At 51.6% G+C, this 18,768-nt stretch carries 16 protein-coding genes, 1 tRNA gene and 1 pseudogene; 15 read left to right on the forward strand and 3 right to left on the reverse strand.

The genetic code is table 11. The features are described from left to right. The first annotated feature begins 73 nt into the window (after positions 1-73). The 4 genes from lptF (at position 74) to DW56_RS02860 (ending at position 4,559) form a co-directional block, all read left to right on the forward strand. Entirely contained in the window at positions 74-1,186 is a 1,113-nt protein-coding gene (gene lptF, locus DW56_RS02845; RefSeq protein WP_024551488.1) for an LPS export ABC transporter permease LptF, read from the forward strand. Next, the gene (lptG, locus tag DW56_RS02850) at positions 1,173-2,255 is read left to right on the forward strand and encodes an LPS export ABC transporter permease LptG (protein ID WP_024551489.1); all 1,083 of its coding nucleotides are present in this window, start codon (positions 1,173-1,175) and stop codon (positions 2,253-2,255) included. The genes lptF and lptG overlap by 14 nt, the downstream gene beginning before the upstream one ends. Positions 2,256-2,327: 72 nt before the next feature. After that, positions 2,328-2,795: a hypothetical protein gene (locus DW56_RS02855; RefSeq protein WP_024551490.1), complete on the forward strand. Its 468-nt coding sequence runs from the start codon at positions 2,328-2,330 to the stop codon at positions 2,793-2,795. A 129-nt stretch (positions 2,796-2,924) separates the two neighbouring features. Further along, positions 2,925-4,559: a dihydroxyacetone kinase subunit DhaK gene (locus DW56_RS02860; protein ID WP_024551491.1), complete on the forward strand. Its 1,635-nt coding sequence runs from the start codon at positions 2,925-2,927 to the stop codon at positions 4,557-4,559. A 240-nt stretch (positions 4,560-4,799) separates the two neighbouring features. Here DW56_RS02860 and ahr read toward each other — a convergent pair whose 3' ends face one another. After that, complete coding sequence (ahr, locus tag DW56_RS02865; RefSeq protein WP_024551492.1) at positions 4,800-5,819, reverse strand: NADPH-dependent aldehyde reductase Ahr; 1,020 nt, start codon at positions 5,817-5,819, stop codon at positions 4,800-4,802. A 225-nt stretch (positions 5,820-6,044) separates the two neighbouring features. Here ahr and DW56_RS02870 point away from each other — a divergent pair. The 3 genes from DW56_RS02870 (at position 6,045) to DW56_RS21205 (ending at position 8,580) form a co-directional block, all read left to right on the forward strand. Further along, positions 6,045-6,129: transfer RNA gene (locus tag DW56_RS02870), tRNA-Leu, on the forward strand. 595 nt (positions 6,130-6,724) lie between these two features. Beyond that, complete coding sequence (locus DW56_RS02875; protein ID WP_029589718.1) at positions 6,725-7,933, forward strand: DNA cytosine methyltransferase; 1,209 nt, start codon at positions 6,725-6,727, stop codon at positions 7,931-7,933. Beyond that, entirely contained in the window at positions 7,930-8,580 is a 651-nt protein-coding gene (locus tag DW56_RS21205; RefSeq protein ID WP_071812491.1) for an Eco29kI family restriction endonuclease, read from the forward strand. Before DW56_RS02875 ends, DW56_RS21205 begins: the two co-directional genes overlap by 4 nt. 295 nt (positions 8,581-8,875) lie before the next feature. Here the strand turns inward: DW56_RS21205 and DW56_RS02890 are convergent, their stop codons facing one another. Continuing rightward, positions 8,876-9,499 (reverse strand): recombinase family protein, encoded by a 624-nt coding sequence (locus DW56_RS02890; protein WP_029589720.1) that lies wholly within the window; start codon positions 9,497-9,499, stop codon positions 8,876-8,878. Positions 9,500-11,115: 1,616 nt separating this feature from the next. Between DW56_RS02890 and DW56_RS22700 the strand changes: the two genes are divergently transcribed. The 5 genes and pseudogenes from DW56_RS22700 (at position 11,116) to DW56_RS02895 (ending at position 13,155) form a co-directional block, all read left to right on the forward strand. Further along, the gene (locus DW56_RS22700) at positions 11,116-11,283 is read left to right on the forward strand and encodes a hypothetical protein (protein WP_162838660.1); all 168 of its coding nucleotides are present in this window, start codon (positions 11,116-11,118) and stop codon (positions 11,281-11,283) included. A 58-nt stretch (positions 11,284-11,341) separates the two neighbouring features. Beyond that, entirely contained in the window at positions 11,342-11,935 is a 594-nt protein-coding gene (locus DW56_RS22805; RefSeq protein WP_233465200.1) for a transcriptional regulator, read from the forward strand. A 235-nt stretch (positions 11,936-12,170) separates the two neighbouring features. Further along, positions 12,171-12,356, forward strand: a pseudogene (locus DW56_RS21220) (hypothetical protein); the annotation flags it as partial. Positions 12,357-12,505: 149 nt separating this feature from the next. After that, a complete protein-coding gene (locus tag DW56_RS22975) occupies positions 12,506-12,634 on the forward strand; it encodes a hypothetical protein (RefSeq protein WP_268871825.1) in 129 nt (42 codons plus the stop codon). 53 nt (positions 12,635-12,687) lie between these two features. Next, positions 12,688-13,155, forward strand: a complete 468-nt coding sequence (locus DW56_RS02895) for a hypothetical protein (RefSeq protein WP_029589721.1) — start codon at positions 12,688-12,690, stop codon at positions 13,153-13,155. Positions 13,156-13,256: 101 nt separating this feature from the next. Here the strand turns inward: DW56_RS02895 and DW56_RS02900 are convergent, their stop codons facing one another. Continuing rightward, positions 13,257-14,507, reverse strand: coding sequence for a tyrosine-type recombinase/integrase (locus DW56_RS02900; protein ID WP_029589722.1), 1,251 nt, complete (start codon positions 14,505-14,507; stop codon positions 13,257-13,259). Between the two features lie 375 nt (positions 14,508-14,882). Here DW56_RS02900 and DW56_RS02905 point away from each other — a divergent pair, with 375 nt between their 5' ends. From DW56_RS02905 to DW56_RS02915, 3 genes are all read left to right on the forward strand, one after another. Then, positions 14,883-16,559 (forward strand): tyrosine-type recombinase/integrase, encoded by a 1,677-nt coding sequence (locus tag DW56_RS02905; RefSeq protein ID WP_024551493.1) that lies wholly within the window; start codon positions 14,883-14,885, stop codon positions 16,557-16,559. A gap of 232 nt (positions 16,560-16,791) precedes the next feature. Beyond that, entirely contained in the window at positions 16,792-17,790 is a 999-nt protein-coding gene (locus tag DW56_RS02910; RefSeq protein ID WP_024551494.1) for a type IV toxin-antitoxin system AbiEi family antitoxin, read from the forward strand. Beyond that, entirely contained in the window at positions 17,744-18,553 is an 810-nt protein-coding gene (locus tag DW56_RS02915) for a nucleotidyl transferase AbiEii/AbiGii toxin family protein (protein ID WP_035889412.1), read from the forward strand. Before DW56_RS02910 ends, DW56_RS02915 begins: the two co-directional genes overlap by 47 nt. The last annotated feature ends 215 nt before the right edge of the window (positions 18,554-18,768 follow it).

The following is an 18,768-nucleotide window of genomic DNA, read 5'->3' on the forward strand; positions in this document are numbered from 1 at the left end:
GGATAAATGACGTTTAAGCCATGAAACAAGCGATTTTCCTGCAAAAAGACTCGTATTCACAGGCGTATTTAATGTGATAATCATAAGATATCTGGTTCGGGAGACGCTCAAAAGCCAGTTCGCGATCCTCTTCATCCTGCTTCTCATCTTTTTTTGCCAGAAGCTGGTAAGGATCCTGGGCGCGGCGGTTGACGGCGAAATCCCGACAAACCTGGTTCTCTCCCTGTTAGGTCTGGGCGTGCCTGAAATGGCGCAGCTCATCCTGCCGCTAAGCCTTTTTCTCGCCCTGCTGATGACCCTCGGCAGGCTTTATACCGAAAGTGAAATCACCGTCATGCATGCCTGCGGCCTGAGTAAAGCCGTGCTGGTGAAAGCCGCCATGATCCTCGCGCTTTTCACCGGGATTATTGCTGCGGTGAATGTAATGTGGGCCGGCCCGTGGTCTTCCCGTCACCAGGACGAAGTGCTGGCGGAAGCGAAAGCGAACCCCGGCATGGCCGCGCTGGCGCAAGGGCAGTTCCAGCAGGCGACAGACGGCAACGCCGTGCTGTTTATCGAAAGCGTGAACGGCAGCAATTTTACCAACGTCTTCATGGCGCAGCTGCGCCCGAAAGGCAACGCCCGCCCGTCAGTGGTGGTGGCGGATTCCGGCCACCTTTCCCAGCGTAAAGACGGCTCGCAGGTGGTCACGCTCAACCAGGGCACCCGTTTCGAAGGCACCGCGCTGCTGCGCGACTTCCGCATTACCGATTTCCAGGATTACCAGGCGATTGTCGGCCATCAGGCCGTGGCGCTGGACCCGAGCGACGCCGAGCAGATGGACATGAACGCGCTGATTGCGTCGGATAAAAACTCGGCGCGGGCGGAGCTGCACTGGCGTTTGACGCTGGTGTTCGCGGTAGTGGTCATGGCGCTGATGGTGGTGCCGCTCTCGGTCGTGAACCCGCGCCAGGGCCGCGTGCTTTCCATGCTGCCGGCGATGCTGCTTTATCTGGTGTTCTTCCTGTTGCAGACGTCGCTGCGCTCTAACGGCGCGAAGGGCAAGCTGGACCCGATGATCTGGATGTGGTTTGTGAACCTGCTTTATCTGGCGCTGGCGGTGGGCCTGAACCTGTGGGATACCGTGCCGGTGCGCCGCATTCGCGCCCGCTTTGCGCGTCGGGGGTTAATCGATGCTGGGATTTAGCGTACTCGACCGGTATATCGGCCGGACTATCTTCAACACCATCATGATGACGCTCTTCATGCTGGTGTCGCTTTCGGGGATCATTAAGTTTGTCGATCAGCTGAAAAGAGCCGGGCAGGGCAGCTACTCCGCCATGGGCGCGGGGTTCTATACCCTGCTCAGCGTGCCGAAAGATATCCAGATCTTCTTCCCGATGGCGGCACTGCTTGGCGCGCTGCTGGGCTTAGGGATGCTGGCGCAGCGCAGCGAGCTGGTGGTGATGCAGGCTTCCGGCTACACCCGCATGCAGGTGGCGCTTTCGGTCATGAAGACCGCCATTCCGCTGGTGCTGCTGACCATGGCGATTGGCGAGTGGGTGGCGCCGCAGGGCGAGCAGATGGCGCGTAACTACCGCGCGCAGATGATGTACGGCAACTCGCTGCTCTCCACGCAACAGGGGCTGTGGGCGAAAGACGGCAACAACTTCGTCTACATCCAGAACGTGAAGGGCGAGAACGAGCTGGGCGGCGTGAGCATTTACGCTTTTAACGACCAGCGCCGTTTGCAGTCCGTGCGCTACGCGGCCACCGCCACCTTCGATCCGCAGCAAAAGGCGTGGCGCCTGTCGCAGGTGGATGAGTCTAACCTCAGCAACCCGAAACAGATAACTGGCTCGCAGACCGTCACCGGCACCTGGAAAACCAACCTGACGCCGGACAAGCTCGGCGTGGTGGCGCTCGACCCAGATGCGCTCTCCATCAGCGGCCTGCGCGATTACGTGAAGTACCTGAAATCGAGCGGCCAGGACGCCAGCCGTTACCAGCTCAACATGTGGAGCAAAATTTTCCAGCCGCTTTCGGTGGCGGTAATGATGCTGATGGCGCTCTCCTTTATCTTCGGTCCGCTGCGCAGCGTGCCGATGGGGGTGCGCGTGGTAACGGGGATAAGCTTCGGCTTTCTGTTCTACGTGCTGGACCAGATCTTCGGCCCGCTGAGCCTGGTTTATAACATTCCGCCGATCCTCGGCGCTCTGCTGCCAAGCGCCAGCTTCTTCCTGATAAGCTTCTGGATGCTGATGCGTCGCGCCTGACGGCCTGCGGCTTCCCCCTGTGGCAAAGGGGGAAGCGCTTACTCACTTTCCTCTTCCCTGCATGGATGCCCGATGAAACGGATTGCGCCTCTGCTGTTCGCCTTTATCAACCGCCTGATGTTCGCCTTTGAATCTCTCCTCTTCGTGGCGATAGCGGGCGCTTGCTTCTGGCTTAAAAACCTTCAGCAGATCCTGCTGCTGGAAGCGGGCGTGCTGGGGCTTCTGGCGCTGCTGTTCTGGCTTACAGCGCGGTGGGTTAACCGGCGCAGCCTGGAGGTCGGGGTTGTGCGGCGCGGCTCGCCGCAGGAGAAAGAGGCCGACGGCGTGCTGCGTCTTTTTAGCCTGGCGGAAAGCCTGCTGGAGATGACGCTCTACGCCATGCTGGGTTTCTTCGTGATGAGCTTTTTTATGTTCGACGGGCGCTCAGGCTTCTGGTTGCACAGCGGCCTGCTGGCGGCGCTGTTTGTCGGCGTCTGGTACGCGGGCCGCTGGCTCGACAAGCTGCGTAAACAGCGCGGCTATGGCGCATACGGTTTGTGATCTGACCGGCGTAATACGCCATTTTTGCCCCGGCGTTCTCATACCTCTTTCTGATTCAGCGCGCTTCGTAATGCGAGCGCTGTCACACGGTCTATGCTTTCCCTACGGCTTACTTTTTCGCAGGAAACCATGTCCAGATTCTTCTTCAATGACCGCAAGCAGCTGGTCAACGACGCCATTGAAGGCGTTATCCTCAGCGCCCGCCACCATAACCTGACGCGCCTTGATATCGACCCGGCCATCCGCGTGGTGGTGCGCAGCGACTGGCATAAAAGCCGCGTGGCGGTGATTTCCGGCGGCGGCTCGGGCCACGAACCGGCGCACGTGGGGTTTGTCGGCAAGGGGATGCTGACCGCCGCCGTCTGCGGCGACCTTTTCGCCTCGCCGAGCGTGGACGCCATTCTTAACGCCATTGTGGCGGTAACCGGCGACCGGGGCTGCCTGCTGGTGGTGAAGAACTACACCGGCGACCGCCTGAACTTCGGCCTCGCGGCGGAGAAAGCGAAGCGCTACGGCCTGAAAGTGGAGATGGTCATCGTCGCCGACGATATTGCGCTGCCGGACAACAAGCAGCCGCGCGGCATCGCCGGCACGGCGCTGGTGCACAAAATTGCTGGCTACGCGGCGGAGCAGGGCAAATCGTTAAGCGAAGTGCGCGATATCGCCCAACAGGCGTGCGACAGCGTCTGGAGCCTGGGCGTAGCTATGCAGACCTGCAACCTGCCGGGGGGCAACGAAGAAGGGCGCATTAAGCCCGGCCAGGTTGAGCTGGGGCTTGGCATTCACGGCGAGCCGGGCGCCACCACGCTTGAGAGCCACAACAGCCGCGAGATTATCGCCGAGCTTGTGGAGCGGCTTCGCGAGAAAGCGGGAACCGAAGCGCGCCTGGCGGTGCTCATCAACAACCTCGGCGGCGTTTCCGCGCTGGAGATGGCGCTGCTCACCAGAGAGCTGGCGCACTCGGCGTTAAAAGAGCAGATAGCGTACCTGATTGGCCCGGCACCGCTGGTGAGCGCGCTCGATATGAAAGGCTTTTCGCTCTCCGTTCTGGCGCTGAACGAGACCTTCGAACAGGCGTTGAAGGCGGACGTGGAAACCGTGGGCTGGCAGCCGCCGGTGGCCTTCGCGCCGATGCAGACCCAGCCGCACACGCCGCTTCGCGGTAGCGACGAGGCGACCCCTTCCGATAACCCGCAGGCGCGCCAGATAGTGAAGCAGGCCGCCGATACGCTGATTAGCCTTGAGAACCGCCTGAACGCGCTGGACGCGAAAGTGGGCGACGGCGACACCGGCTCTACGTTCGCTGAAGGGGCGCGCGACATTGCGCAGCTGCTTACGCAAAACCGCCTGCCGCTGAACGACGCGGCGGCGCTGCTGCAACTGGTTGGCGAACGGCTGGCGACGGTGATGGGCGGCTCCAGCGGCGTGCTGATGTCGATATTTTTTACCGCCGCAGGCCAGAGCGTGGCGGAGGGCAAACCGCTGCCGGACGCGCTGCTCACCGGGCTTAAGCAGATGAAGCACTACGGCGGCGCTGACCTCGGCGACCGCACGCTTATCGACGCCCTGCAACCGGCGCTGGAAGCGCTGGCAGGCGAAGGGCTGGGCGCGGCGATTGCGGCGGCGCAGAAAGGGGCGGAAGCGACGGCGGCAATGCACAAAGCGGGCGCGGGCCGCTCCTCTTACGTGAACCGCGAAAGCCTGGAAGGGGTGCAGGACCCGGGCGCGGTAGCCGTGGCGGAAGTGTTTAAGGCGCTGAAGTAAAAGGCTGTGCCGTTGCGGGCTTGCAGGCCAGAGCGGCCGTGTCACGTTGCCCGTGCTGAAGAGGTGAAGAAGGCGAGCCGTTCCCTTCGCGTTGCGCCCGGGGAACTGCTCCACAGCCCCTGTAACAATCCGGCTGGGCGGCGCAGTTAAAACCATCGTTTCGGGCGGGTTTCCGGCAATGGGGTCGCGTCATTGTGGGAGCATCGCAACAAAAAGGCGCCTTTCGGCGCCTTCGTCATTTTAGAAATCCGCTTTCAGCACCACGCGGTAACGGGCTTTGCCCTCGCGTACGTGTTGCAGCGCCTCGTTAATGCGCGACATCGGGAACTCTTCCGTCTGCGGCGCCACTTTCGAGCGGGCGACGAACTTCATCAGCGAGCGCAGCTCGTGCGGGGAGCCGGTAGCGGAGCCGGAGATGCTGCGGTCGCCCTGGATAAGCGAGAACGCCGGTACTTCGAACGGCTTCATCACCGCGCCCACGGTGTGGAAATTGCCCGCCCAGGCCAGCGCCTGGAAGTAGGGCAGCCAGTCCAGCGACACGTTAACGGTGTTGATGATGAGATCGAACTGACCGGCCAGCGCTTTCAGCGCTTCCGGGTCGCGGCTGTTGACGACGTTATCCGCGCCCATCGCCCGCACTTCCTGCTCTTTAGCGGGGTTGGAGCTGAACGCCGTCACCTCGCAGCCCATGGCGCGCAGCAGCTTAATGGCGATGTGGCCGAGGCCACCGATGCCGATAACGCCCACGCGGCTGGTGGCGGTGATGTTGTGCATCAGCAGCGGTTTAAAGACCGTGATGCCGCCGCACAGCAGCGGGCCTGCGGACGCGGCGTCGATGCCTTCCGGCATCGGGATAACCCACTGCCAGTTGGCGCGGATTTTATCGGCGAAGCCGCCGCGGTTGATGATGGTCGGCACGCTGCCCTGCTGGCAGTTCACCTGGTTGCCGCTGATGCAGGCGTCGCAATGCTCGCAGCTTGACGCCGTCCAGCCGATACCGACGCGCTGGCCCACTTTCAGGCCCTTGTTCTGCGCGCTTGCGCCAAGCGAGCTGACGCGGCCAATTACTTCGTGACCGGCGATAAGCGGATAAGTCGACATGCCCCATTCGTTGTCGATCATGGATAGGTCGGAGTGGCAGATGCCGCAGTACTCAACCTCGACTTCCACATCCTCAGGCTTCAGTTCGCCTGCGTCGTATTCATAAAGCTCAAGCTCGGCGCCCGCTTCATGCGCGGCGTAACTTTTGATGATGGTCATCCCGGTTTTCCTTTGTTGTGGTTAGCTCCGTGATTGTAGAACATTCACATGACAGAGGCTGTTCACGCGCTGAGCATGGCTCAAAGTGTGAAAGTGGGGGAGAAGAGATAACCGGCTGAAAAACTGTGGCGGTTTTTTCAGCACCTGACGGCGCGGGCAGAGGATAAGGCTTGCGCAGGGGGTTGTAGCAGGTATAATCCCACACGTTTCCGCATCCCCTTCAGTGCCGAAGTGGCGAAATCGGTAGACGCAGTTGATTCAAAATCAACCGTAGAAATACGTGCCGGTTCGAGTCCGGCCTTCGGCACCAAGTCACTGATCAATAACGATTTTTTCCGCAAATCAAGTGGTTAGGGATTTTACACCTGCCTACTTTGCATGTAGAAAATACATCATTTCATCAAGTACAAAAGCCACTGTGAATGTTAATGGCTTTGGTATGTTATCACTCAGTGGCAAGTAGTTACCAGGCTCAACCTTGTACAGCTATTCCCTTTGAAGCCGGAAGACGTGCCGCCGTCTCTAAATCCTATACCAAAAACTTTTAACCGTTCCACACTTAGCGCGGTGTCCCGTTACAGCCTGTCGTGATGACACGCCACGGATAAACGAGCAAATGTTGGGAAGCCTAACCAGATCGGGAAAGGATCTGGCTCTACCGTGGTGTCCACCGTGCCATAAATGAACGGTACTCGATAAGAGAGCGGTTAACTGACAAAACTCCTGATGATACGCCTACGGCGCTTTTGTTGGTGTACCCAACACGGCGCAAAAGGTGATCTATCGTTTAATTTTGGCCCATACATCGATTGGTATTGTAAGTTGTATAGGGCTGGGTCTGCTGGTTCCGATGAACGGATAAAATTGCTAAGATGCGGACCATAAGCCATGAGGCGGAGATAAGTATGAAATCTGTAGAGCTATTTGCCGGGGCTGGCGGTTTAGCTATGGGGTGCGAGATTGCAGGATTTGAGCACCTTGCTGTTGTCGAGTGGGATAAATGGGCTTGCGATACAGTACGCGAAAATCAGAAGAATGGTTTCCCTTTGCTTAACAATTGGAACCTGTTCGAGGGAGATGTTCGAGAGTTTGACTGGTCGCAAATACCAAAAGGTATAGACCTGTTAGCTGGAGGCCCACCTTGCCAGCCATTTTCAATTGGTGGCAAGCACAAAGCTAACTCTGATACCCGAGACATGTTTCCAGCGACAGCGGAAGCGATCAGACAAATACGCCCTAAGGCTTTCATCGTTGAGAATGTCAAAGGGCTGACTCGGGCAACCTTTGCGAGCTATTTCCAGTACATTCAGTTGCAGCTTGAGTTTCCAGAAGTAGCTCCGCGAAATGGCGAAGACTGGAGCGAGCATTTGAAACGCTTGCAGGAAGAAAAAACCAGTGGAAAGAACAAGGGGAGAGGGCTGACGTATAACGTTCTGGCTACGTTAGTCAATGCAGCAGACTACGGCATCCCACAAAAACGTGAGCGTGTCTTCATTGTTGGTTTCCGCGATGATCTTGAAATTGAGTGGTCGTTCCCTAAACCAACTCATAGTTATGATGCACTTGTTTATGATCAGTGGGTTACTGGTGATTATTGGAAGCGACACGGTTTAGAAATGCCAGTTGTTCCAAACCAGATGGTTAGTCGTATCGCAAAATTGCGTAAAAATCCGCCCGATACACTTCCGTGGAAAACAGTTCGAGATGCTATTGCAGATTTGCCTGATCCTGAAACAAAGGCGGCAAATTTGATCAGGAATCATGCGTTCCAGGCGGGGGCGCGAACTTATCCCGGTCATACGGGAAGCCCATTAGATTTACCAGCTAAAACGCTCAAAGCAGGTGCTCATGGTGTTCCTGGGGGCGAGAACATGCTCGTGCGTAATGATGGTTCAGTACGCTATTTTACTGTGCGAGAAAGTGCCAGAATTCAAACGTTTCCCGATAGTTATCGTTTTCATGGGAGCTGGACTGAAACTATGAGGCAGTTGGGTAACGCTGTGCCGGTTCACCTGGCGTATTGTGTTGCCAGCAGTGTAGCGGAAAAGCTGCTGACCTCTGAAATTGGGAACATCCTCAAGCAGGGTGGTAATAATAAAAGGGCTTCTGCATGACAGGAAAGGTCATTCCATTTAATCCACTTGATAAGCAAAATTTAGGTGCCAGTGTTGCGGAAGCCTTGTTGAGCAAAGATGCTCATCCTCTGGAAGAGTTAACCTCATTTCCAGGAGCAGGGATTTACGCGATTTATTACACTGGCGATCATCCTGCTTACAGGCAACTGGCAGAACTGAATCGTGATGGGCAATTTCGATTGCCTATCTATGTGGGTAAAGCCGTACCAGCAGGTGCGAGAATGGGACTTACTAATCCAGATAAGGTTGGAAACGTCCTATTTAGACGCTTGAAAGAGCATGCCGAAAGTCTTCGTGCAGCGGAGAATCTTTCGATTGAAGATTTTTATTGTCGATTTTTGGTTGTTGATGACATCTGGATTCCGTTGGGAGAATCGCTGGTTATCTCTCGCTTTAAACCGATTTGGAATTCATCTATCGATGGTTTTGGCAATCATGATCCAGGTAAGCACCGTTACACTGGCTTACGTCCTCGCTGGGACTTTATGCACCCAGGGAGAGGATGGGCTCAAAATTTACGTGAGCGTGATGAAACTGTAGATGAACTGATTCGTGATTCTGTACAGTATCTTCAGAATTTGCCGCCTTGCCTGGCTCAGAAATTTATTGAAGCTGAAGGCGATTAATCGGTTAAAGATCATCGGGGGCAATTCGCCTCCGATTGTTATTGGTAATAGCGCCAGCGTCAGCACAAGTAAGCGTTTCATGCGCGTGTCCCTCTCTTAATTCCCGTTGAATAATTCGTTCTCAATGCGTCTACTTGGGCTTGAGTGCTCCCTAAGAAGGCGCTGGTTTGCTCCATTACATGAGTCGCTTAACGATGTTTTCGTGACGTACCCAATTCCCACTCCTGGATTCCCTAAATATCAGGGGGGCTGGTGGTGGGATAGCGGGGCTGACAAGGCCCCTGAAAAGATTCTGTTAAGCCGTGGCTTGCGCCTCCAGCACTTTGTTAATGGTGGTTCGGGCTGCGCCTGTGAGGCGATGGATCTCGCTCTTTGTCTTACCTGCTGTATGCAATGCACGGATCTGTTCGTGTAGCTTATCGTTCACTGGACGGCCCTTATAAGCGCCCTCAGCTTTTGCCTTGCTGATTCCCTCAGCCTGACGGCGGCGGCGGTCTGTGTAGTCTTTACGGGCGATTGCTGCCAGCATTTCTAACATCATGCCGTTGATAGCTTTCATCATGGATTGCATAAACTCGCCCTTTGCGGCTAACAATACGTGACTGGTTGGCAGGTCGAGAGCCACCACTCGCAAGCCTTTATTATCGATCTGGGCTTTCAGTGTCTCCCAGTCCTCAGCGTTAAGGCGGCTCAGGCGGTCTACTTGCTCCACTAACAGAATGTCACCAGGCGCGGCTATGTCTATCAGGCGCATAAGCTCCGGGCGCTGTAAGCTGGCTCCGCTCACGTTCTCAGTGAAGTATGTGACGTGACCCAAATCATGAGCGGCGGCGAACTCTGCCAATGCTGCTTTGGCGCGTGTAGCGTCCTGCTCTTTAGTGGAGGCGCGAAGATAGGCATAAACTCGGCTGGTGGTCATCAGGGTAGCCCTTATGTAGTGTTTGGGTTGTAGTATAATTGCATGTAGCGTTTAAGTAGTAAAGCGCTATTTAAGCTACGCCTTTTAGGCCACATTTATCACGTAGTGTTAATGTATACCCAAAAACTACATAAGCAGAATACTGAATTGCATGATAAGTGGTTACTCGATGAAATGATTAGGGTGCTAATTAAGTGGTGGTTTTTGGCATGGAAAAATCAGCGGCGTTTCATTTCGTGAAAACTCGTTCGACAAATGCACCTATCATGAAAGTGCTCATAGTGGACAATGATCGCTGTGAGCCGCACGGCGTAAGGCTTTAACAAGGTTAAGTGATTTTAAAATTAAAGTTGAAATTTAACTTAGGCTAAATTTTTCTTGTATCAATGGCGTTTCTTTACCTGCCAATTACCAGCGGATTACGGGCCAGTTTGATGGGAATTACACCAGGGTTATTGCATGGATAAATCGGAGTGAGCAGGGCGACGATTTACCGTCGGGTAAAGTGAGAAACAAGCACCCCTACAGAATTCTGTTACCCTTTGGACTTTCTATGCACCAGTACACCTACAAAATACTGTGACCCTACCCCCACAGAAAACTGTTAGACACCCCCACAGAATTTTGAGGGAGGGGGTAACAGAATTCTGTTAGCTATTAGATCACTTATTAAATTATTTTATTAGATCAGAACTTATGATCTTTTTACGCTGTTCCTGGTCGGTACTCTACGGGAAATCTCACCTACGCCACCCTTGACGGGCTGACGGTTCGACCCCGTACCGCTCAGGAACAAGCACAAGCGTAACTCTGTATCTTCTTGACTCGTGCAAACTTCGTTTCTGACGAACGTCAGGCACGAATGATTTTATGCCGTAGGCAAAGTACCGTTGCGCTGTGCGCGTAATAATCGTGTGCTTCGCCAGTGGCTAAAGTTCACTTACCCCCGTACCTCGTGCAAGTTCACTAAGCCTCAATCCAATACCAACTAACTACAATCCTGATAACTACCGTTATCCCTCTGTAGTTGTGCTATTGGTTTCGGGAGTAAGTGCCAGAGGTGCGCCCGTATGCCGTTATGCTTCACAGCAGCCTCATAGAGCGTTTTAAGCAGGGCAGGGAATACCTTTTAGCGCATGTGTATGCAAACCTCGCATAGCTCGATACAGCGCGTTTTATGGTAATTGGTAGAACTTGATCTCTTTTGGTGAGTATGCTATGATCTTAAATGGGTAAAAATAATTATTGACTTCTATCTTGTTTCGTGTTAGATTAGTATCAGGAGCTAAGAAAAAGATTCTTACCTTCTATCTCTGAGGTGTTCAGCCTCCCAAAAATTCCAAATCGCAATGCACTTTGAGCCGTCAGGCTGCAAGGTGTTTTTATTTTATCTCAACTAAGGAGAACCGTTATTAAATACTTCGACATTGACACTACGGTGTCACAGCTTGTTAACGGTGAAGTCACCCGCTTCCAAATTAAAGCTATACGCAACACTAATCGTAAGCACGGCTATAAAGAGCGTGAAGAGTTCTTTAATGAAGTGCTACGACGCTTCGATCTAATTAGAGCAGCACAGAAAGAAACTGAAAAATAAGCCAGAAGGAGAAAACCACATGAGCGACATTATAAATGCGAAGAAACAACCGCGCACTTGCTTACACATTCCTGATGAAACGTTCCAGGCCTTATTTAAAGAGGCGAGAAATCAAAGAGTGACAGTTACAGAATACATCCTCAATGTTCTGAATAAAGAGGCAACCAATCTTAACAAGGGCAAGTGATCCAATTATCACCATAGTAGCGCCGTGAGCGCGATTACAATTAAGGATAAAATTTCAAATGACAACAAATGATGATCAATTTGTCAGGGTTCCTATGTGGATTCTGAAAATAAGCCACGTCAACGGGCATAAATTTACTGATGGTTCTAAAAATCTCTATTGCTATCTAAGGGGATTTGACCGCGCATTTCCTTCTTATGCAAAAATAGGGGATGTGTTTGGAATAACGCCAAGAGCCGCAGAGGAACGAGTTAAGAAACTGCTTGAAATGGGATTGATTATTAAAGATCCGCGCCCTGGGACTTCTAATCTTTATCAAGTATTAGAGATTCCACGAGAAGAATCTCCAGAACTACAGCCTACTCCCCTTGAAGTGCATGAAAGTGCTCCAGCACCTACGCCAGCCTCTGAACCAGTGAAGACCGCAGAGGAAAAGCCGGATGATGATGTGATTATTGATTCAGTGTGCGAACTGCTGTCAAAGCCTGACAGTTTACGACAGCAAAACAGGGGAGATACATTTATAAATTATGCTCGTCGTGTAATGCAAAGTAACCATAAAAAACTACCTTCCAGATTCGAAGATAAGTTAGAGATGAGATTTGAAAATCGTTATCCACACTTCTATGGACGATTCGGGATACCATTTTAACCAAGGGGAATAATGAACAAACTATACCTATTGAACGAAGCCACACATCATCAAATCGAATGTAACACTGTTTGCCAACGTCTTTATAAAGACAGGCTTTGATACTCGCTCAGTGGGGCCTGCTATCATGGATTGGTTGGGCGTTGGTAGTGGTAATGCTGGAACAGCGGCAAATCAATACAGCCTAAATGGTGATTCTCTTCGTGGTTCTGCAATGTCACTAACCAGCGGTAACGCGCCAGCGTACAACCTTGCACCAGTGTTTAATCTGACAGTAGCGCCACAAGTACCGCTAACAATTCAGAGTGACGCTTCGCGCCTTGCTGATTATGTCGATTTCCAGGCGAGAGCCTCACAAGCCAGCTTCATGCAATCGCTCACGTTGTCAGCGTTAAGCGGTCAATCTTCTACAGGGGGATGATGCAAGGAGAATGTGATGGATAACCACATCTTGTATTGTTTTTTATTGATCGCGCCTACATGTTGTATTTTTGGTTTGACGCCGCTTCGTTTACCCCTTAACCTTACAAGGGTAAGCAATTCAATCTTTTTCTAAGATGAGGTGTTTTTATGGCTAAACAAAAAGTAGTTCGTGATGCGATCACTGGTCAGTTCGTAAAGCCAATAGAGGCAGAGCGCCGTCCCCACACCACGGTAACTGAAACTGTCAAAATTCCCTCTAAAAAAGGGAAAAAGTAAAAACATCTCAAAGCGCCTTTAACGGCGCTTTTTCTCTTTCTGGAGATTTACTAATGGAAAGTCATAACTTTGAAAGGTTGAAACAGCACATTTTATCTTTATCAGTCTCAACGAATTTTGAAGTCGCCAGAACCGAATGGAAATTGCATTCTATTGAGATTTCGGATGAATTTGATAATTGCCCGTGTGGGCAGGAAATCAAAGAACACTGCTACATTGAAAATAGTAGCAATGGTAATACTACTTATGTTGGGAATGTTTGTATAAATAGATTTCTTGAGATTCCCACCGGAACATTATTCGATGGTTTAAAAAGAATTAAGAAAGACATTCATGCTAATCCTAATCAAGCATTAATTGAGTATGCGAATCGTAAAGGGTATTTATTTGATAAAGAGTTTGACTTTCTAATTTCAACAATGAAAAAAAGAAATCTCAGCGATAAGCAAAAGGCTTGGAAAGAAAAAATAAACAACCGAATTTTAAATGAAATAGTTGTCAAGAACCGCACGGTAAGATAATTAAATGTAGCCCTGGTTAGGGGCTACATGTGTATCAATGCGCTTTAATCAAAGCATAATTATTGCTATTAACACACCTACAATTACATGTTTTCTCTTTTTCATTGGTTCTCGATCTCTGGATAACGTAGCAATTCGATGTACTGGCGAAGTTCTACCGGAGAGGCGGCGTGTTTGGAGTATGTCTTAAAACTCTCTGTAGATCCTCGCTCATGACCCAGGAGAAGGGCGATTCGGTCTTCTGGTACTGGCTTTAAATTCTTATTTCCTACGCCGCCCCTGTCCAGAATTTGCGCGGCCTGGTGGCGTAACGAGTGGAAAACTTTCAACTCTGATCCCACTTCCCCCAATGCCTTACGTTTAGCCCTTGTAAAACGCTGTGAATGCCACGTTGAGCGCTTTCCGTCAGCACGGTCAATCATTGACGCACGGTAGAATAAAAAGCCGTTGTGGGGCTTCTCACGCAGCGACAACACCAACGGAGTGATCAGGCTATGCACCGGAATGATACGGGCGGCTGATTTGGTCTTACCCGCTGTCACTTCGAAACATAACACCCCCTCAATCTCTCGGATGTTGGCTGCACGTAGCGAACAGATTTCATTAAGGCGCATACCGCTATACATGCCGATCAGCGTTACGTTCTGCATTTCTTCATCATCTGCCATCACAGCGAACACTTTCGCCAATTCGCCAGGTTCGAAAACTGCATAGCTCACCTTGCTACTTTTGGCCTCTAGCGCATGACCGCGCCAGATGTTTTCTTGCGGTGCATCGTGGTAGCGGTTACGAGCCAGATCCCAAATCTGAGCCAATGCACTGACGTAGTTTTGTATGGTTTGGGGCGCTTTCTCCGTCTTGAGCTTATCAAGCCATCCGGTAACGGTGGTTCGGTTAATGTCACGAAGCTGAACATCGCGCTTTTTCAGATGTTCTAAGAGCACTTCTACGGCCTTGTTGGTCTTCGATAGTGTGGTGAGCTTTCGCTTCTCACTGAACTGGAGAATGTACTGATCCCGCATTCTCAAAAGGGAGGGGCAACTCATTACAGGGGCGCTTAATGGCTCTGGCGCTTCGTGTGCATACGTCCCGATCCGGCGCAGCTCATTCAGTATTTGCTCCACCTTCGAGCCTTTATCACGCTCTGGCTTTAGCTGGCTACGTATCTTGATCCATTCCAGGGCCACCGCATCACGAAAGAGACGGGCTTCGCGCACATCGCGTGTGCCTGTGCTCTTCACGTAGTTGTGTCGCCCTCCGAACAGGTGACGCATGTACTTTGGTATGGCAATCCTCACCAGATAGTTTCCGCAAGGATCTAAAACCAGATAACGATCTCTCTTGTAAATCATGCAAACCCCAGCTATTTTGTCAGGGCTTTTGCACTTGAATTTGAATAGTGTGAAATGTCGAAGTCTTTTCCTGTTTTTGCAGTTGATTCAAAGCATTACAGGAGCTTGCCAGGCAAGCGAACGACCGTAGAAATACGTGCCGGTTCGAGTCCGGCCTTCGGCACCAAGTGATGCAAAAACGAGCTACCTATGGGTGGCTTTTTTTGTGTCCATTTTCGTGTGTATCCGTGTGTAATACAAAGATAATTTCCCATTGCTATACCTGTCTTTTGATTATGGGCTTTTTCCGTGCTGGTCGTTTTTCATCCATTGACATCCACCCAATTTGGGGCAAAGAAGGGGGCAAACCCGGTTCGATAGAAGAGTGACCCCCAAATGGCGCTTACAGATCTCGCAATCCGGCATGCCAGGCCGCTTGGCAAGACATACAGGCTCTCTGACTGTCACGGTCATTACCTTCAGGTGAATCCCAGCGGTTCTAAGCTGTGGTATCTGAAATTTAGCTTTAGAAACAAAGAGAACCGTATGGCATTAGGCCCTTATCCGCTCATTTCTCTCGCACTGGCAAGGGAGAAGCAAGCGGAAATAAGAAGGCTTATTTTAGAAGGCGTTAACCTGGCGGAAAAACGCAGAGAGGAAAAGCGGGGTGGAGAGCCTCTTCATACGTTCGAGTCCGTGGCGCGCGAATGGGTCGCCAGTAACGTGAACTGGTCGGCGGAACATGCGAAGCGGGTGCTGCGTTATTTCGAGCTTTACGTCTTCCCCACGAACGGTAGTTACCACATCACCAAGCTGAAGGTCAAAGACCTGCTGGTTCCCATCAAAGCGGTGGAGAAAGCGGGCAAGCTGGATGTTGCTTCCCGGTTGCAACAGCGCACCGCCTGCGTGATGCGCTACGCCGTCCAGGACGGCATTATCGATTATAACCCCGCATCGGATTTAACCGGCGCGGTCTCCACACCCAAAGTACGTCACCACCCGGCGCTGGATCTCCATCTCATTCCTGATTTCCTGGAGAGAATCGACGATTACAAAGGCCGTCAACTGACTCAACTGGCGGTAAAACTGGCGCTGCTGCTGTTTATCCGCTCCAGCGAACTGCGCTTTGCCCGCTGGGATGAAATTGATCTGCGTAACGCCATGTGGACCATCCCCGCTGAGCGTGAGCCGATCCCCGGCGTTAAATATTCAGCGCGTGGGGCGAAGATGCACTCCCCACACTTGGTCCCATTGTCGCGTCAGGCCATCGAACTGCTGAAAGAGGTGAAGCAGCACTGCCGTCCGGGGACCGAACTGGTTTTCCCCGGCGATCATGATTACCGCAAACCGATGAGCGAGAACACCATCAACAAAGCGCTGCGGGTGATGGGCTACGACACCCAGAAAGACGTTTGTGGCCATGGTTTTCGCACCATGGCCTGTAGCGCGCTGGTGGAGTCAGGTTTGTGGTCAAGCGACGCGGTCGAGCGCCAGATGAGCCATCAGGAGCGTAAGCGCGTACGCGCCGCGTATATCCATAAGGCGCAGCATCTGGTTGAGCGCAGGGAGATGATGCAGTGGTGGGCGGATTACCTGGATGCAAACCGTTTCAGGCATGTGGTGCCCTATGGCTTCAAAAAGTCTCCGGGAGGCGCACTCGATCATATGAGCTTTCAGGAGCGCAATGACCGGCAACTAGAGGAGCTGAAAGCCAGAATACTGGCTGACTCGGAATGGCTGACGGCGTCTGAGTTATCGGAAAAAGCGGGTTTCCGTTCTGCTGATCCTGAGTCAGGCCCGAAAGGCTGGAAAGCCGCAGGTAAGATTTTCTCGCTGAAGGTCGATGGTGAGGATTTGTATCCGGATTATGCTCTGGATGAGAAAATGCGGCCTCTCAAGGTTGTCAGGCTGATTCTTTCGCTGTTCAAAGAGCGTAAAACGCCGTGGGGGTTGGCTATCTGGTTCGGCTCGGCAAATCGCAGGTTGAGAGGAGGGAAGCCGAAAGATCTGCTGGTATCAAAGTCAGAGTTGGTTCTGATGGCGGCGCAGGATGAAGTGGAGTCGGGGGAGTAGGGAGGGTGCTGGAATATTGTGGAAACATTTTCTATGTGAGAGTTAGTTACTCGACACTGAAAAAATTCGTCCAATTACTCTTTCCCCTCCTTCTGTATCGGGCGCTTGAAAGGTTGAATAAGGCATTGCCTTTCTGGCGGTATTATTTTTAACCACTTGAGTTGCTTCTCTCTTGTTTTGTTCATAATATTGTTTTGTTCATGATTCATGAACTTGATTGGAGTGTGAACAAGTGAAAGAAGAACAGCTTTTGTCTGATGCGATAGAGAACCTGCCAAAAGGCTTTAATTTGCAGTATGAACATAGCGGCAGAGATGACAAATACGATGCCTGGGGTAAGCTAACAGGGCCGGATGGTGAGCCAGTGAAATTTGCTCTGGAAGTAAAATTTATCCACCGTAAAGAGTCGCTGATGGCTGTTCGCGAACAAATGGTTCGCTATCCTGCGGATTTTCCTGTGCTGCTGGTGTGTAACCGCCTGACGTCTGCACTGGCGGAATATTGCGCCGACAGCCAGATCAACTTTATCGATACGGCAGGGAATGCCCGTATCCAGGTTCCGGGGTTGTATGTGCGGATCGAAGGCCGCTATGAAAAGAAACCCGTTTCTGCCAGCAGTCGTTTTGCTGAAGGGGTGATGAAGCTTCTTTTTGTTTTGCTGTCTAGCCCAGAGACCCTGAACGAGACTTATCGCAGTTTGGCCGGGAAGGCGGGTATTTCTCTGGGAATGGTCAGCAAGGCTTTTGATTATCTCGAAGCGCAACGCTATTTCCGCAAATCGCAGAAGGGGCGTCGCTTAATCAATGAAGGCGAGTTAGAGGTTTTGTGGCTGAAAGATTATGCTACCGCTTTGCGCCCTAAGCTGGATTCGCTTTCTTTATCCGCGCCTGTTTCATGGGATGAGTTGACGCTTGCGTCCGGGGAATACTGGAGCGGCGAGATTGCGGCGGCAGAGCTGAGCGGAGGATACCTGATACCAGAAAATGGCGTGATTTTTACATCCCATCCGTTGTTACAAAGGCGAAAGGAACTGGGACTAAAACCTGTTCCGGGGGGGAAACTACAGCTGATCGCCGGTTTTTGGGGGAACTTTGTACTGAATCACAAAGCCGAGGCGATGCTATGCGTGGCTGAACTGCTGGCAAGCGGGGATGACAGAAACTGGGAAACAGCAAGGATAATCAATGACAAATATCTTCACCTTAATGAATCCGATCTCTTCAGCTACTGAAAAGTTACTGAGCCAGATCAACCGTATTTGCATCGCGCAGGGGATCCCGTTTTTTATTGCAGGTGCAACGGCTCGTGAAATTCTGCTCCATCATATACACGGCAGAAGTATTGGTCGCCGAACCCGTGATATTGATATTGCCGTTTTTGTGGATAGCTGGCCGAGATTTGATGCGCTTAAAAATGCTTTCCTTGCTGAAGGCGCAGAGGCAGTCCGGGATAATGCCCATCGTATGATTGTCGAAGGGATCGAGCTGGATATTATTCCTTTTGGTGGTGTTTCTGAAGGAAATCAAATTGCCTGGCCACCAGAACGTGAGATCATCATGGCTGTGGATGGATTTGCCGAAGCCTTTTCTCATACCGTAACCGTGCGGCTGGATAATAGCGAAAATCTTCCGTTTTGTTCCTTGCCTGGACTGGCGCTGTTAAAGCTTTTTGCCTGGCGTGATCGTGGATATGGAAACACTAAAGACGCGACCGATCTCTTTAAGATTATCCGTGAATATGGCGTTATCGAAGATGAACGCATCTATGAATCGCCCGTAGAAGGGGAACGCCTGGACTGGGATCCCATACGTATGGGCGCTTTTCTGTTGGGGAGTGATATCGCGGCAATTAGTGAACACTCATCATTGCAGGATTTACTCCATCTTGATAAAGAACGCCTGATCGATGTAATAGTACGACAACATGATGTGGGTAATGCCGGGATTGAGCAGATCATCAATGATTTCTGGGATGGTATGGCTAGCGATCGTTGAGGGACTGTTTTAGATTAACTGTTCATAATATTAGTTTGTTCATGAATCATGAACGATATTATCGTGAACAATGACAGTACATAGTGTCAGTCCAAATTCTGAACTAATACTCAAATGATATGTTTAAAAAATACCAAAAAATGGGTGATGCTGCCAACTTACTGATTTAGTGTATGATGGTGTTTTTGAGGTGCTCCGGTGGCTTCTGTTTCTAT

It is taken from the genome of Franconibacter helveticus LMG 23732 (assembly GCF_000463115.2).
Classification (GTDB): Bacteria; Pseudomonadota; Gammaproteobacteria; order Enterobacterales; family Enterobacteriaceae; genus Franconibacter; species Franconibacter helveticus.